The 13577-nt window shown below is 54.6% G+C and carries 13 protein-coding genes; 4 read left to right on the forward strand and 9 right to left on the reverse strand.

Annotated elements, in window-relative coordinates; genetic code table 11:
• The first annotated feature begins 27 nt into the window (after positions 1-27).
• Genes OGV38_RS00470 through OGV38_RS00480 form a run of 3 tightly spaced genes read left to right on the forward strand, consistent with a single transcriptional unit; the run spans position 28 to position 3000 of the window.
• Positions 28-1020, forward strand: coding sequence for an ABC transporter permease (locus OGV38_RS00470; RefSeq protein ID WP_016154030.1), 993 nt, complete (start codon positions 28-30; stop codon positions 1018-1020).
• Positions 1021-1047: 27 nt separating this feature from the next.
• The gene (locus OGV38_RS00475; RefSeq protein ID WP_049041530.1) at positions 1048-2109 is read left to right on the forward strand and encodes a zinc-dependent alcohol dehydrogenase family protein; all 1062 of its coding nucleotides are present in this window, start codon (positions 1048-1050) and stop codon (positions 2107-2109) included.
• Between the two features lie 9 nt (positions 2110-2118).
• A complete protein-coding gene (locus OGV38_RS00480) occupies positions 2119-3000 on the forward strand; it encodes an aldose 1-epimerase (RefSeq protein WP_016157153.1) in 882 nt (293 codons plus the stop codon).
• A gap of 101 nt (positions 3001-3101) precedes the next feature.
• On the opposite strand, the gene hcaD is transcribed toward OGV38_RS00480, so the two are convergent.
• Genes hcaD through hcaE form a run of 5 tightly spaced genes read right to left on the reverse strand, consistent with a single transcriptional unit; the run spans position 3102 to position 7319 of the window.
• Entirely contained in the window at positions 3102-4304 is a 1203-nt protein-coding gene (gene hcaD, locus OGV38_RS00485; RefSeq protein ID WP_269517400.1) for a phenylpropionate dioxygenase ferredoxin reductase subunit, read from the reverse strand.
• A gap of 9 nt (positions 4305-4313) precedes the next feature.
• Positions 4314-5126 carry a 3-phenylpropionate-dihydrodiol/cinnamic acid-dihydrodiol dehydrogenase gene (hcaB, locus tag OGV38_RS00490; RefSeq protein WP_019077395.1) on the reverse strand — a complete coding sequence of 271 codons (813 nt, stop codon included), beginning with the start codon at positions 5124-5126 and terminating at the stop codon, positions 4314-4316.
• Positions 5123-5443 carry a 3-phenylpropionate/cinnamic acid dioxygenase ferredoxin subunit gene (gene hcaC, locus OGV38_RS00495; RefSeq protein ID WP_016154025.1) on the reverse strand — a complete coding sequence of 107 codons (321 nt, stop codon included), beginning with the start codon at positions 5441-5443 and terminating at the stop codon, positions 5123-5125. The genes hcaB and hcaC overlap by 4 nt, the downstream gene beginning before the upstream one ends.
• The gene (gene hcaF, locus OGV38_RS00500) at positions 5443-5961 is read right to left on the reverse strand and encodes a 3-phenylpropionate/cinnamic acid dioxygenase subunit beta (RefSeq protein ID WP_202195619.1); all 519 of its coding nucleotides are present in this window, start codon (positions 5959-5961) and stop codon (positions 5443-5445) included. The genes hcaC and hcaF overlap by 1 nt, the downstream gene beginning before the upstream one ends.
• Positions 5958-7319 (reverse strand): 3-phenylpropionate/cinnamic acid dioxygenase subunit alpha, encoded by a 1362-nt coding sequence (gene hcaE / locus OGV38_RS00505; RefSeq protein WP_049041536.1) that lies wholly within the window; start codon positions 7317-7319, stop codon positions 5958-5960. The genes hcaF and hcaE overlap by 4 nt, the downstream gene beginning before the upstream one ends.
• 135 nt (positions 7320-7454) lie before the next feature.
• Between hcaE and hcaR the strand changes: the two genes are divergently transcribed.
• The gene (gene hcaR / locus OGV38_RS00510; RefSeq protein ID WP_019077393.1) at positions 7455-8336 is read left to right on the forward strand and encodes a DNA-binding transcriptional regulator HcaR; all 882 of its coding nucleotides are present in this window, start codon (positions 7455-7457) and stop codon (positions 8334-8336) included.
• Positions 8337-8340: 4 nt separating this feature from the next.
• Here the strand turns inward: hcaR and OGV38_RS00515 are convergent, their stop codons facing one another.
• The 4 genes from OGV38_RS00515 to OGV38_RS00530 all read right to left on the reverse strand — a co-directional run bounded on the left by OGV38_RS00515 (position 8341) and on the right by OGV38_RS00530 (position 13312).
• A complete protein-coding gene (locus OGV38_RS00515) occupies positions 8341-9432 on the reverse strand; it encodes a fimbrial protein (RefSeq protein WP_077249785.1) in 1092 nt (363 codons plus the stop codon).
• On the reverse strand, positions 9423-11918 hold the full coding sequence (locus tag OGV38_RS00520) for a fimbria/pilus outer membrane usher protein (RefSeq protein WP_286472831.1): 2496 nt from the start codon (positions 11916-11918) through the stop codon (positions 9423-9425). Before OGV38_RS00520 ends, OGV38_RS00515 begins: the two co-directional genes overlap by 10 nt.
• Before the next feature lie 52 nt (positions 11919-11970).
• On the reverse strand, positions 11971-12663 hold the full coding sequence (locus OGV38_RS00525) for a fimbrial biogenesis chaperone (protein WP_016154019.1): 693 nt from the start codon (positions 12661-12663) through the stop codon (positions 11971-11973).
• A gap of 76 nt (positions 12664-12739) precedes the next feature.
• A complete protein-coding gene (locus OGV38_RS00530; RefSeq protein ID WP_286472832.1) occupies positions 12740-13312 on the reverse strand; it encodes a fimbrial protein in 573 nt (190 codons plus the stop codon).
• Between the last annotated feature and the right edge of the window lie 265 nt (positions 13313-13577).

Raw genomic sequence — 13577 nt, forward strand, 5'->3', positions numbered from 1 at the left:
CCATTACGTTTATTGAGGAAATAACAGATGTCTGCCTCATCATTAACGCTGCCGCAAGGCAAAAGTACCGCGCCAAAGCAATTTATTAGCAATCATATTAATGAAATTGGTTTGCTGGTGGTTATTGCTATTTTATATCTGGTATTTTCATTGAACGCGCCAGGATTTATTTCGTTAAATAACCAAATGAACGTCCTCCGGGATGCCGCAACTATTGGGATTGCCGCATGGGCAATGACGCTCATTATTATTTCCGGTGAGATAGACGTGAGTGTTGGGCCGATGGTGGCGTTTATCTCCGTCTGTCTGGCCTTCCTGTTACAGTTTCAGGTGCCGCTTAGCCTTGCCTGCCTGATGGTGTTAATTCTGGGCGCCGCGCTGGGCACGCTTGCTGGCGTATTGCGTGGCGTATTTAGCGTTCCAAGCTTCGTGGCCACATTAGGTTTGTGGAGCGCCTTACGCGGTATGGGACTGTTTATGACCAACGCGCTTCCGGTACCGATTGATGAAAATGAGGTGCTGGAATGGCTCGGTGGGCAGCTTTTTGGCATCCCGGTGTCGGCACTCATTATGCTGATTCTGTTCGTCATCTTTGTCTTTATCAGCCGCAAGACTGCGTTTGGTCGCTCCGTTTTTGCCACCGGCGGGAATGCGACCGCCGCGCAGCTTTGCGGGATTAACGTTAAGCGGGTGCGTATTTTGATTTTTACGCTCTCCGGTTTGCTGGCTGCCATTACCGGGATTCTGTTGGCCGCCAGGCTTGGCTCAGGTAATGCGGGGGCGGCAAATGGACTGGAGTTTGACGTCATTGCGGCGGTTGTGGTCGGAGGCACCGCGCTGTCCGGCGGTCGCGGTTCACTGTTTGGCACTTTATTAGGCGTACTGGTGATTACCCTTATTGGTAATGGACTGGTGCTGCTGGGAATTAACTCTTTCTTCCAGCAGGTTGTTCGCGGACTAATTATTGTGGTGGCAGTGCTGGCGAATATATTGCTGACCCAACGTAACAGTAAACATTAATATTTATTAATTTATGTAGAGGGAATGATGAAAACAATGCTGGCTGCTTTTTTACCGGGAAATTCCACCGTTGAACTCAGAGAAATTCCTGTGCCAACGCCGGGGATCAATCAGGTTCTTATTAAAATGAAGTCATCAGGAATTTGCGGGAGCGATGTTCATTATATTTATCATCAGCATAGGGGGACTGCTGCTGCGCCGGATAAGCCATTGTATCAGGGGTTTGTTAACGGTCATGAACCTTGTGGACAAATTATTGAAACCGGGGCTGGCTGTCGACACTTCAAAGCGGGTGACCGGGTGCTGGTTTACCATATTTCCGGCTGCGGATTCTGTTCCAACTGCCGACGGGGTTTTCCGATCTCCTGTACCGGGGAGGGCAAAGCCGCCTACGGCTGGCAGCGCGACGGGGGTCATGCTGAATATTTATTAGCGGAAGAGAAAGACCTGATTCATCTCCCGGATGCCCTGAGCTATGAAGACGGGGCGTTTATTAGCTGCGGCGTTGGGACAGCCTACGAAGGTATTCTGCGTGGCGAAGTGTCCGGCAGTGACAACGTTTTGGTTGTCGGCCTCGGGCCTGTCGGCATGATGGCCATGATGCTGGCGAAGGGGCGTGGGGCGAAGCGCGTTATTGGCGTCGATATGCTGCCGGATCGCCTGGCGACGGCAAAACAGCTGGGCGTGATGGACAACGGATTCCTGGCCACGACGGAGAATCTACCGGCGCTGATTGCCGAACTGACGCACGGCGGCGCGGACGTGGCGCTGGATTGTTCCGGTAATGCAGCGGGTCGTCTGCTGGCATTGCAGTCGACAGCGGACTGGGGGCGGGTTGTCTATATCGGTGAAACCGGGAAAGTTGAATTTGAAGTGAGTGCCGACCTGATGCATCACCAGCGGCGTATTATTGGCTCCTGGGTAACCAGCCTGTTCCATATGGAGAAATGCGCCCGCGATCTGACCGACTGGAAGCTTTGGCCGCATAGTGCGATTACGCATCGTTTTTCTCTTGAACAGGCAGGGGAAGCCTATGCGCTGATGGCGAGCGGGAAGTGCGGCAAAGTGGTTATTAACTTTCCGGATTAAGGGGGCCAGATGACGCTTTATACGCTGGAAAATAGCAATCTGCGGCTTCAGGTTGCGGAGCAGGGCGGGGCGATTGAGGGACTGTGGTGGCAACATCAGGGGGAAATGAGCCCCGTGCTGCGCCCAGGCCTGAAAAGCGGAATTGCGGTGGAATCGTCTTGTTTCCCCCTCGTGCCGTTCGGTAATCGGGTGAGCGGAAATCGGTTTCGCTCACCGGCGGGAGAGCATCAGCTGCAACCTAACGTTGAGTGGGACCGCCATTACCTTCACGGCGATGGCTGGCTGAATCGCTGGCGCTGTGTGGCACACTCTCCGACGCAGCTCAGACTGGAGTATATCCATCGGCAGGGAGTCTATCTTTATACGGCGCAGCAGGTTTTTACCCTGAGCGCCAGCGGGGTTGAGGTTGAACTGATCGTCACCAATGAGGGGGATTCGCTCCCGTTTGGCCTGGGCTGGCATCCCTATTTCCCGCTGTCGCCGGGAACCCGTATACAGGCGCATGCCAACGGCTACTGGCTTGAGAAAGAACACTGGCTAACCGGCGCGCACCAGGAGAGCTTGCCGCAAGAGCTGGATTTCAATCAGCCCGCTCCGCTGCCTGAACATTGGGTGAATAATGGTTTCTCCGGCTGGGATGGGGCTGCGGCAATCCAGCAACCCGATTTGGGGTATCAGCTTTTGATGACTACCGAGCCACCTGCGCCCTGCTATTTTGTTTTTGTTTCCGATCCGGCATTTGATAAGGGATATGCATTCGATTTTTTCTGTTTTGAACCCATGAGCCATGCGCCTGACGATCACCATCGCCCGGATTTTGGTCAGTTAACCCTGTTGGCATGCGGCGAAAGCATGCGGCAAAAGATGACTCTGAATATTCAGTCTTATTAAACTCCCTGCCCGGAAACGGGCAGGAATAACGTCAACTTCGGCGGCTTCTATACTTATTCCGGCGTTGTTGACTGGGCAAAAATGCGCTTATCAGGCTGCTATCACAACGACTTCAGCGGCACGCCTTCATCGCATAGCGCTTCCTCGCTTACCACTCGTCCTGAATGAATTAACTTACGCAGTGCGCGCACTTCGCGTCCATTGTTGAGCGCTACTGCGCCAATTAGCTTCCCATCATGCAGTTGGAACCAGATAGCCTTGCCGTCATCCGGATTGCCACGACATAACCATGTTTGCCCTTGCATATCGCCAACAAATTGCAGATTGTCATTAAATTGGTCGGTCCAGAACCAGCCTGGCGTCTTCTCCGGCAACGGCAGATTAAGCATTGCGGCAGCGGCAATCTGTGCCTGGTTATTGGCATTTTCCCAGCTTTCTACTCGTTCTAACGAACCGTCAGGCTGGCGCGTTATCGCCACATCACCGGCGGCGAAAATCGCGGGATCGGAGGTGATGCAGGCGGAGTCAACGATAATACCGTTAGCCGTCTCCAGCCCCGCTTCGCGAGCCTGCGCATCATTCGCCACGATGCCGATGCCATAAACCAGCGCATCGGCCTGTAGCGTCTCGCCGTTTTGCAGGGTAAGCGAGAGAAACTCTCCCGCTTCAGCGTGCTCAATGGCGCTGTTGAGCAGCACCCGCACCCCTGCCCGTCGGTGGCGGTTTAGCAGATAGTCGCGCACCGGAGCAGGGGCGTTGCGACCCATTACCGTTGAGGCCAGCTCCACTAACGTCACCCTACAGCCGCGTTGGATCGCGCTGGCCGCTAATTCCAGGCCAATGGTGCCCGCACCGACAATCACAATCGACTTGCCCGGCAGCAAGACACCGCGCAGACGTTCGGCATCTGTGGCGTGACGCAGGGTAAAGCAACGTTCGCCCAGTTTATCCAGCAGCGGCAGCGGTCTGGCGGCGGCCCCGGTCGCCAACAGCAACTGCGACCAGCGGTAGGACTGACCATCGGCGAGCATCAGCGTGCGCGAGGTGCGGTCAATCTGACGCAGCGTGACGCCAAGATGCAGCTGTACGTTGTTCTCCCGCCACCAGTCAGCGTTCAGGATCGGCTGTCGCTGTGGATTTTCGTCCAGCAGCATCGCTTTGGAGAGCGGAGGGCGTTCATAGGGCAGATACGGCTCATCGGAAAACAGATGCAATTCGCCGTTAAATCCTTGCTGACGCAGTGCGACGGCGGCCATTGCCGCAGCCTGACCACCGCCGACGATAGCGATAACTTTATGGCTCATAACGCCTCCTCAGAGATCCAGTCCGGCGGCAACGTGACGAATACCGCGAATGCCCAAACCGGCATCGGCATTGATCATCACGCCACTCAATGTGCGATTGTTGCGCTTTGACGCCAGCATCACATACGGGCCGGTAAAATCCGCTGGCTCAGGAAAAAACTGCAACGGCAAAATGGCGGCGATTTTTTCCGGCGTCAGCGACTGCATAATCGACGTATCGCCCTGGCCCAGCGCCTGTGGGCCGCGCAGATCGGTCGCCATGCCGCACGGACCGACGCCGTTGACGCGCACCTTTGGCGCCAGCTCGTAGGCTAACTGGCGAATCAACCCGGTGGCGGCATGTTTAGAGGCGGTATACAACGGACCGCCGCCGCCGGGATACCACGCCGCGTTGGAAAGGGTAAAGATGATGTTGCCTTCGCTGGCGATAAGCGCAGGGGCGCAGGCTTTTGCGCCCAGCAGATAGCCCAGCACGTTGACGTTAAACAGCTCATGAAAGCCGCTCTCCAGCGCGTCTGCTGGCGTATTGACCAGCGAGGCGTTGTGATCCCATATCCCGGCGTTGCCGATCAAACAGTCCAGCGTGCCGTAGCGCGCCAGAATTTGATCCACCGCGCGCTGATAGTCGGCGTAGCAGGTGACGTTGCCTTCTACTGCCAGCACATGTTCGCCAAAACGTTGGCGCAGGCTGGCGACTTTGGCTGGCGAAAGTTCCAGCGTGGCGACCCGCGCGCCTTCCTCAATGAAACGCTCGACCAGCGCCAGGCCAAGACCGGAGCCGCCGCCGGTGATAAAGACCACGTTATCGCGTAAATCGCTCATCTCGCGTCCTCTGGAATATCAACGAACACATCGCTACCTTCCACGTACACTGCGTAGGTGGTCAGCGGATCGGTGGCAGGTAAACACAACGCCTTACCGGTTTTCAGGCAGAAACTGGCGGCATGCAGCGGGCATTCCACCGTCGCATCGTCTTCCAGATAACCTTCCGACATCGAGGCATTACCGTGGCTACAGCGATCGTTAATGGCATAAAACTCGCCGCCAACGTTGAACAGCGCGATGACGGGCGAGGTGTCGAGCCGGAGCGCTTCACCCTCCGGCAAATCCCCTACGGGGCAGGCATAAATACGACTCATCAGAACAATACACTCAAGTTGTGGGAGGTGATCACCGCTTGATCCAGCACGATCTCACGCTCCAGTAAGAGCCACTCATCGCCCGGTAAACGGCGCACTTTGTCCATGCGCATGCCGACGTAAAAGGTTTCATCGCGCTCTTTTTGCGCGCGATACAGCAGATAGTTAAGGCGCACGGCGAATACATCCGGCACTTCGGTTTCACTGACCTGGCAGTTGCTGATCAGGTGCCGGGTACGCGACGGCGGCTCCTCTGCCCAGGCCATCCCGGTTTCCAGTCGTGCAATACGGCGTTCAAGCTGATCTTTGTTGTCGTTAAAAATCCAGGTGGTTGGCGGCTGCACGCCTTTGCGACGGTCGCGCGTCTGGGCATTGACCGTTGTGCGCATGGTATAGCGAATGTCGTCATCCAGCTGTGCCAGCCAGTCGCGAAACTGCCAGTCATCCAGCAGGCTGGCTTCATGGTAGAGAAACTGCGTAATGCGGTGATGCAGTTCCAGGGAAACTAAAGCACTCATTTCATCACCTCCTGCTGGTAAGCGGCGGTTTTTTCCTGCACTTCCTGCCAGCTTTCGCTGCTGAGTAAATCAGCCCAGCGCTGATACATGCCGCGGGCGGCGGTTTCTGAGAAGATGTAGTTGGTGATCCCCGGAATGCCGTCTTCACGACGTTTCTCCTGACCTAACCCCATTTCCAGGCACAGTTTGCTATTACGCGCCCGATGGCCCTTCAGAAGTTTTTGAATTTCACACCAGTTTTCCGAGTCGTCCTGTTCAAGGAATCCGGCGGGGCCAAAAGCGCGCGTAGCGCTGTTTTCAAATGCGGCTTTCACTTCATCAGAGGCGGCTTTATCGGTAATACAGAACGCCCACACTTCAACCTGATCAGGACCGCGCGGATGCCAGACGCGCAACGTAGCGGTACCATTGAGCCAGGAAAGCGTTGGGAAAATGTTGTTGTGACCGGCCAGACGCAGGGCACGAACCTTACCCAGACGCTGTTCAGCTTCCGCGTAGGTGTCGCGGTAGTAGCTGGAGACTTCGCCGTCGACCCACACGTTGGCATCCGGCTTTTCGGTAAAGAAGAAGCCGCTGCCGTGCCCGTCCTGGCCGAACTGTAGTGCATCTTTGGCGGTTTCCCACACCGGGCGAGCGGTTTGTCCGTCACCGAGGCGTTTATCGCTACCGTCGTCTTTTGCCCCCAACACCTGCACAGCGGAGGCATGACTGAACAATGCGTGATACTGATCGCTGGCAAACTGTTCGGCGGGGAATTTCCAGTTACAGTCGATGGTCCACTTCTGTACGCCGCCGACGATTTCTGTGCCGCCTTCGCGGCGGTCAAGCACACCGTCGAGATACCACGCGATGTCGCCGAGATAATCGCGTAGCGTGGGCGCGGTGGTGTCCCAGTTGCCGAAAATCAGCCCTTTATAGCTCTCTACGCCAGGAACTTCGTTCAGTCCCCAGTGCGATTTGCATAGCCCTTGCGGGTAAGCGCGAGGCTCCAGCGGGACGTCGATCAGCTCGCCATTGATACCGTACGACCAGCCGTGATACGGGCAGGTAAAGGCGCGAGTGTTCCCGCAGTCGGCGTAGCTGACGCGCATCGCCCGGTGGCGGCACTGGTTGAGAAACGCTTTGATGCTGCCGTCTTTCTGGCGAACCACCACGACCGCATCCTCGCCCATGTAGGTGTTAAAAAAATCACCGGCTTTGGGGATTTGGCTTTCGTGGGCGAGAAATAGCCAGCAGCGCCCGAAGATGCGCTCCAGCTCCAGTTGGTAAATTTCTGGGTCAGTATAAATCCGTGGGGTTACACGACCGTTTTGCGTGTCGAGCAGTTGGTAGATGTCTAAATTTGAGGGTGTGGTCATATTTTTTAATCCTGAAAGATAAGATGTATTGACCTTCTATTTTTGTGTCATAAGGATGTTGCTGGTTAGTTATCAATCTGTGAAATAGTAAATTTCTACCAGTTGAGACATTTTTTCGATAACAAGGAGAAGGGCATGGAACTGAGGCACTTACGCTATTTTGTGGCGGTGGCGCAGGCGCTGAATTTCACCCGGGCGGCAGAAAAGCTGCATACCTCTCAGCCGTCGTTAAGCAGCCAGATCCGCGATCTGGAAACCTGCGTGGGCGTTCCGTTACTGGTGCGGGATAAGCGAAAAGTTGCGCTGACGGCGGCGGGGGAATGCTTTTTACAGGATGCGCTGGCGATCCTTGAGCAGGCGGAAAATGCCAAAGTTCGCGCCCGTAAAACGGGGCAGGAAGATAATCATTTCGCTATTGGTTTTGTCCCTTCCGCTGAGGTGAATTTGCTCCCGAAAGTGCTGCCCTTATTTCGTTTAAAACAACCGGATACACACATTGAGCTGGTAAGCCTGATAACAACCGAACAGGAAGAAAGGATCCTCAACGGAGAACTGGACGTGGGCTTAATGCGTCACCCGGTGTACAGCCCGGAGCTGGATTATCTGGAGCTGATTCATGAGCCGCTGGTCGTGGTGTTACCGGTGAATCATCCGTTAGCCAATGAGCAAGCGATCTCCGCAGAACAGCTGCATGGCGTAAATTTTGTCAGTACCGATCCCGCTTATTCCGGGGCGCTAGCGATGATTGTCAAAAACTGGTTTCAGCAGCAGGAAAGCCAGCCCAATATTGTGCAGGTAGCGACCAATATTCTGGTGACCATGAATCTGGTCGGCATGGGACTGGGGGTGACTTTGATACCCGGTTATATGAATAATTTTAATACCGGGCAGGTGGTTTTTCGGCCAATCGTCGGTGAAGCGCCAACGCTGGCATTGTTGATGGCATGGAAGAAGGGCGAGCTAAAGCCCGCCCTGCAGCAATTCATCGAACTGGCACAACGCCAGAGGATAGAGTAAACCGCTATTTCACGAGAACGGTAATCGTGGCTGTACCGCTAAATTTACCTGGGGCCGGCGTTCCACCGAGGAGATTGATCGGCCATGCCTCCAGGCTGATGCTCCCCCGGCCGGAAGAATGGATAGCGATTAACCCATTTGTGAACGGGATATCGCGGTGGGTGTCGTCGATACGAGCCATTCTCACGCCGATGTCCGGGATATTATCGGCCTCCCGGCGGCGGGCGACTAACGTGTACTGATCAAGCACATCATCGCCATCAATCCTCATTTCCATATCATTGTTGATGCTTGATGTATCGCCACAGTCGTAGTCAATATCAAAATTGACTGGTGTATAGCCGTCCGGCATCTCATTAAGGGTAGTGAAACGACTGGTGTTGATATAACCGAGATCGACCTGAATGACGTCGCCCTGGTTGATTTTACAGTCCTGAGGCACGGTAATGCTCCCCTGGATGTGCAGCTCGGCGATATCTCCCAGGTTGTTCATTGACGGAGAGGTGGTCGTCGTGCTCCATCCGGCCCGTACGGAGGCGATTTGGGTATCTGGAATCACCAGTTCACCTAAGAAGGGTTTGGTGACGTACAGCGTAAAACGGGTACGTGCGCCAATCGTCACCGGCGCGGCGCGAGTCTCCGCCGGATCGTCGATACATACGCTGCCTTTTTCGCTGCTTATCCCATACGAGCCGCTTTCTCTCAATGGGTCACGGTTTGTCGGTAAGACGGCTGTGGCGCCGGGAATATCGTCAACTTCGGTTTTAATATCCAGATTATCATTCAGATGGTAAAAGCCGCTGAGTTGACCGTTTCCGGATAGCGCGCTGGTGACCGTATAGAACAGCGCCACTCTGCTACCCGCGCCACAGCCGCAATCAATTTGATAAGCACCGCCCGTGAGTGGCGTCGGCAGCTCCAGCGAGGTTCCGGCGACGTTCTGGGCTTGTGTCCAGTCGCTGGAGACATCGGCGTTAAAGCGACCTGATGGACCTGATGCGACGCAGGACCCGTTCGCCGCGTAGACCGGGGCGATAGATAGCGCCAGCAGCGCGGCGGCAATCCCATTTTTCATCCACGAATTCTTTATTGACATAGTGCGTTCCCATTATGTATTGCGGCGCTGCGAGCGGCATCTTCCTGCAGGCTGAAGGTAAACTGGCACTGTTGATCAGGCTGATTGCCCCAGCGCACGGACCACCTCTGCGGCTGATTGTTCACGCCGGTGATATACAGCACGCCGCCTTCATCGACGATGCTTTGCTGTGTCTGGCTGCTGGCTACTGCGCCGAAGGGCAGCGCATTCCCTCGCGCATCGGTGAGTTTCAACAGCACGCGGTAGCCTGTCTGGGCAATAAAGTGCGCCGTTACGGCGGCACCGCGATTAGGCACCACGGTACGCACGGTTTCGGTCACATCGACATTATCCGGCATCATAGTGGTATCGAGAGAGATGGCGTTTTCCTGATACGCGGTCAGATAGGGGATAATGGCATAGCCAAAATAGTCGGTGGCGATGCCCGGATAGTTTTTCACCCGGATACCTGCCGCGCCGTTGGCGTCAATCAGCGCAAAGGCATTACCCAGCGGCTGCGACAGCGTCACGCCGTGGGGATGGGCGACAATACCGCCGGAGAGGCCGTAGCTCATCTGCTGGCTATCGCTGCTGTAGTCGTAGCCCGCATTCATGGTGCCATAGGCAGAGCGATAGCTGCCGTACAGGCTGCTGCTATCACCGCCGCCGCCTTCGCTTTGCCGCTGTTTGAGGCTATAGCTCAGTCGACGGTCTTCCAGCAGCGAGCCGTTGATACCCACTTCGTGCTGTGTGGCGCGATCGCGTTGATCGGTGGTGCGCCAGGTTGCCCGCGCATGCGACAGCCAGCGATCCAGCGGTACGCTCAGGCTGAGCGACAGCGTGCGATCGTTGTCGCTGTCCTGCGAATCGGTGAACTGGCCGCTGAGGTTATAGCTCACGCCCCATAGATTGCCGTTCAGACCGATGGACAGGTTTTTATCCTGCCCCCCGCGATCCCAGTACTTCTGCTGCGAGCCGGAGGCGTAGAAGCTGATACCAGAAAACAGCGACTGGCTGACGGTGAACTGAGCTTCATCGCGCAGGCGGTCGTCGGCGCTGATGTCCTTCTGGTTGGCGTCGGAGAAGTTGAAATAACCGCTGCTGGTGTAGCGATAGTAGCTTACTGACACGCTGGTGCCGCTTTCCGGTAGATCTTTGATGTACTGGGTACGCCAGCTGTAGCCGTGATAGTTTTCATCGTTATCAAGCTGGGTATCCGCACGGCTGACATCCATCGATACCGCCCCAAGTTCGCCGAGCGTAGAGCCGAGACCCAGCGCCAGCGCCCGATAGTCCTGCGAGGCATTCAGGCCACCGTACAGGGTCAACACGTTGTTCAGGCCATAGCTGGCGGTGCTTTCAAGGAACTCCGGCTCGTTGCTGTCCTGCGAGCTGGCGGCGCGAAAGCGCCCGGCGGTGGCGCTGTATTTGAGATATCCCGGCCTCTGCATCTGCGGTAGCGCGGAGAACGGCTGGACGAAGTGCCGCACGCTACCGTCGGCCTCTTCGATAGTGACGTCTAAATCGCCGCTGAAGGAAGAGGGGTAGAGGTCGTTGATTTCAAAAGCGCCGGCCGGGACATTGCTTTGATACAGGGTGTAGCCGTTTTGCCGTACCGTGACGATAGCGCTGGAGTTGGCGATACCGCGAATAGTCGGCGCAAAGCCGCGCTGGCTGTTGGGTAGCATGGTTTCATCGGAGTACAGCCGCACGCCGGTAAACTGATAGCTGGTGAATACCGTGCCTTCCGTTGCGCTCTCGCCCATTACCAGCTGCGATTTCAGACTTTTGATATCCCGCTGCAACCAGCTATTAATGCTCTCCCAGCGTGTGTCGTTATCGTTGTGCGTCCAGGTGGAATAATTGCGCAGCCGCCAGGGGCCGATATTGGCGCCGTTTTGCATATTCAGATACTGGCGCTGGGTGTTATCGCTGTCGTATTGGTTCTGCGAGCCGCTAAAGGCGTAGTTGGTAAACAGCACCGGCATACCGTCGTCCCAGCGGGAGGGGTCAATATAGCCGCGGGCGTCGCGGTACAATGCAATCTGCGGCACGCTGAGATTCAGCCGGCTATGGTTGAAGTCGAACTGAGAGACGCTGCCGGGGATGGCCTGCGCCAGATCGGCAATTATCGTACGGTTGTCCTGCTCCGCAAGCTGCGGATAGTTGTCGATCTTAAAGCCTAACTCACGTAGCTGCCCAAGGGTGAACTGAGGAATCAGCTGGTGGTCTTTACCGGTGATGAACGGCAGCGTACGTTGTACCGTTTTCTTTTTATTAATATAAATATCAACAATATATTCACCAGGGAGCTGGGCGTTATTCTGAGAAAATACGTTGAGATCCACTGCCCGCTGGCCACTTTTCTCCGTTTCCAGCAGCGCCGGGTCAAAATAGAGATCGCTGGCCCAGGCCTGGCATGCGCTCAGGCATCCGCTGACAATCGCGCAATGTATCCAGACAGAGAGCCGTTTCGTGGTTAATAAATGCGGTGTTAATTGCACCATTTCGCTTGTCATTCCTTGAGAGCTATTATCGTGTGGTCAACGTGGGGGACGGCTATTGCAGCGTTCGGGTTTCCGTTTTGGTGGCCCCGCCGTAGTCGTTAATGGCTGCCCACTGCACCGTTTTCCCTGCAGAAGCGGGAACCTCGATCTGTTTATGCTCGCCGGGAGCGATATAGTCGATTTTACTGGTGAGATCGGTTTTCCCGAGCGCAATACCGGCAAAGACGACGTGATAAGCTGATGGGTTATAGATGTCTAACTTATTATTGCTATATTTATATTCGAGAGATTTATAGGCATCGTAAGGTTTACCCGTTAAATTGGCTGGCCGATAGAATAGTTTGATACGCGTTTTAAATACCAGGGTCAGCATATTATTATCGCTGTCGGCAGACTGGCTTTTTGCCGGGATCGCGCGGACGTTAATAAAGAAAAGTGATTCTTTGTTATTAATGATGTTTTCAGATGATTTAATTATTCGTAGTGATGAATCGCTGCCTGAATCCAGACGAAATAGCGGTGGCGTAATAATAAAAGGACCACGCGCCGTTCCTTGCGCATTATCGACCCACGACTGTAATAAATAGGGCAGGTTCTCGCTGCGGTTAGCCACCGGCAGGGCGGCCTCTTTTTTCCCGGCATCGTAGATGACGCGAGTTCTCTCTAGCACAATTCCACCCGCGAGGCACTGGCTGACCCAGCCGCCAAGCAGCATCGATAATACGAGAATAGTGTGTTTTTTCATCACAGTCATCCTTAACCAGACGTCAGAAAACGTCTCTTTCCGTCCTTGCTGGAAGAAAAGAGACGACGTACGGGAATTAGCGGTAGTCTATGGTGACATCCACGCTGGCGTTGGCTTCCTCAGGGGTGATCAGTGATGAATCAACGGTGGAGACGTAATAGGCTTGCAGCCCTACGGTAGTGGTGCCATCGGCTTCCGGGGTAAAACTAACTTTCGGCGTGGTGAGCTTATTCAGCGACATTTGTTGGCCGTCGCTGGCTCTGTCGATACGGATACCCACGCCGGTTGCAGGGGTATCCAGGCTGCTAACGGCGACCAGATCGTCGTGATTGGCCACGGTGCCGCCTGCACGCGTTTCCAGCCACACCTGGAACGAGTTGTCCGTTGTACCATCAACGTGTTCCCACGGGGTGGTTGGGCAATTTTTTAACGGAATATCAACCGGAATCGCCGGGGAACGGTCGCCGACGCTTTTAAACTGAGCAGCGGCGTAGTGACCCAGTTCTACGTTGATGACATCGCCATTAGAAAACTCACAGGTGCTGGTTAGAATTTCACCCGTAAATTCAATGGTGCCATCTGTCGCCCATGCGCTTCCCGCAGAAAGCGCTATCAGGCTAACTGCTATAGATTTTGTAATTTTGTTCATTAAATTCCCTCTTATCCGATAAACCTATTGACAATTAAATTTATGAAAACATACAGGTTAAAATTAATTGCGGGGCGATGGTATTCGATATTCGTGCATAAGCAAGTTAAGGCGTGATGTTTTCAGATTATATTTATTAAAAATAAGCGAATTAACTGTCATTGTATTAAATAATATTAAATTAGTGAGGGGTGAAATATTATAATAACGAATGTTTTTGCTAAGTATTATACTCGTGATGATATTAAGCCCTTAATATTCAGTT

It is taken from the genome of Citrobacter sp. Cb080, from assembly GCF_030334745.1.
GTDB lineage: Bacteria > Pseudomonadota > Gammaproteobacteria > Enterobacterales > Enterobacteriaceae > Citrobacter > Citrobacter braakii.

Coding starts and splice junctions, on each gene's coding strand:
- OGV38_RS00470 (WP_016154030.1), top strand. CDS start 28: ATGTCTGCCTCATCATTAACGCTGCCGCAAGGCAAAAGTACCGCGCCA.
- OGV38_RS00475 (WP_049041530.1), top strand. CDS start 1,048: ATGAAAACAATGCTGGCTGCTTTTTTACCGGGAAATTCCACCGTTGAA.
- OGV38_RS00480 (WP_016157153.1), top strand. CDS start 2,119: ATGACGCTTTATACGCTGGAAAATAGCAATCTGCGGCTTCAGGTTGCG.
- hcaD (WP_269517400.1), bottom strand. CDS start 4,304: ATGAGCCATAAAGTTATCGCTATCGTCGGCGGTGGTCAGGCTGCGGCA.
- hcaB (WP_019077395.1), bottom strand. CDS start 5,126: ATGAGCGATTTACGCGATAACGTGGTCTTTATCACCGGCGGCGGCTCC.
- hcaC (WP_016154025.1), bottom strand. CDS start 5,443: ATGAGTCGTATTTATGCCTGCCCCGTAGGGGATTTGCCGGAGGGTGAA.
- hcaF (WP_202195619.1), bottom strand. CDS start 5,961: ATGAGTGCTTTAGTTTCCCTGGAACTGCATCACCGCATTACGCAGTTT.
- hcaE (WP_049041536.1), bottom strand. CDS start 7,319: ATGACCACACCCTCAAATTTAGACATCTACCAACTGCTCGACACGCAA.
- hcaR (WP_019077393.1), top strand. CDS start 7,455: ATGGAACTGAGGCACTTACGCTATTTTGTGGCGGTGGCGCAGGCGCTG.
- OGV38_RS00515 (WP_077249785.1), bottom strand. CDS start 9,432: ATGTCAATAAAGAATTCGTGGATGAAAAATGGGATTGCCGCCGCGCTG.
- OGV38_RS00520 (WP_286472831.1), bottom strand. CDS start 11,918: ATGGTGCAATTAACACCGCATTTATTAACCACGAAACGGCTCTCTGTC.
- OGV38_RS00525 (WP_016154019.1), bottom strand. CDS start 12,663: ATGAAAAAACACACTATTCTCGTATTATCGATGCTGCTTGGCGGCTGG.
- OGV38_RS00530 (WP_286472832.1), bottom strand. CDS start 13,312: ATGAACAAAATTACAAAATCTATAGCAGTTAGCCTGATAGCGCTTTCT.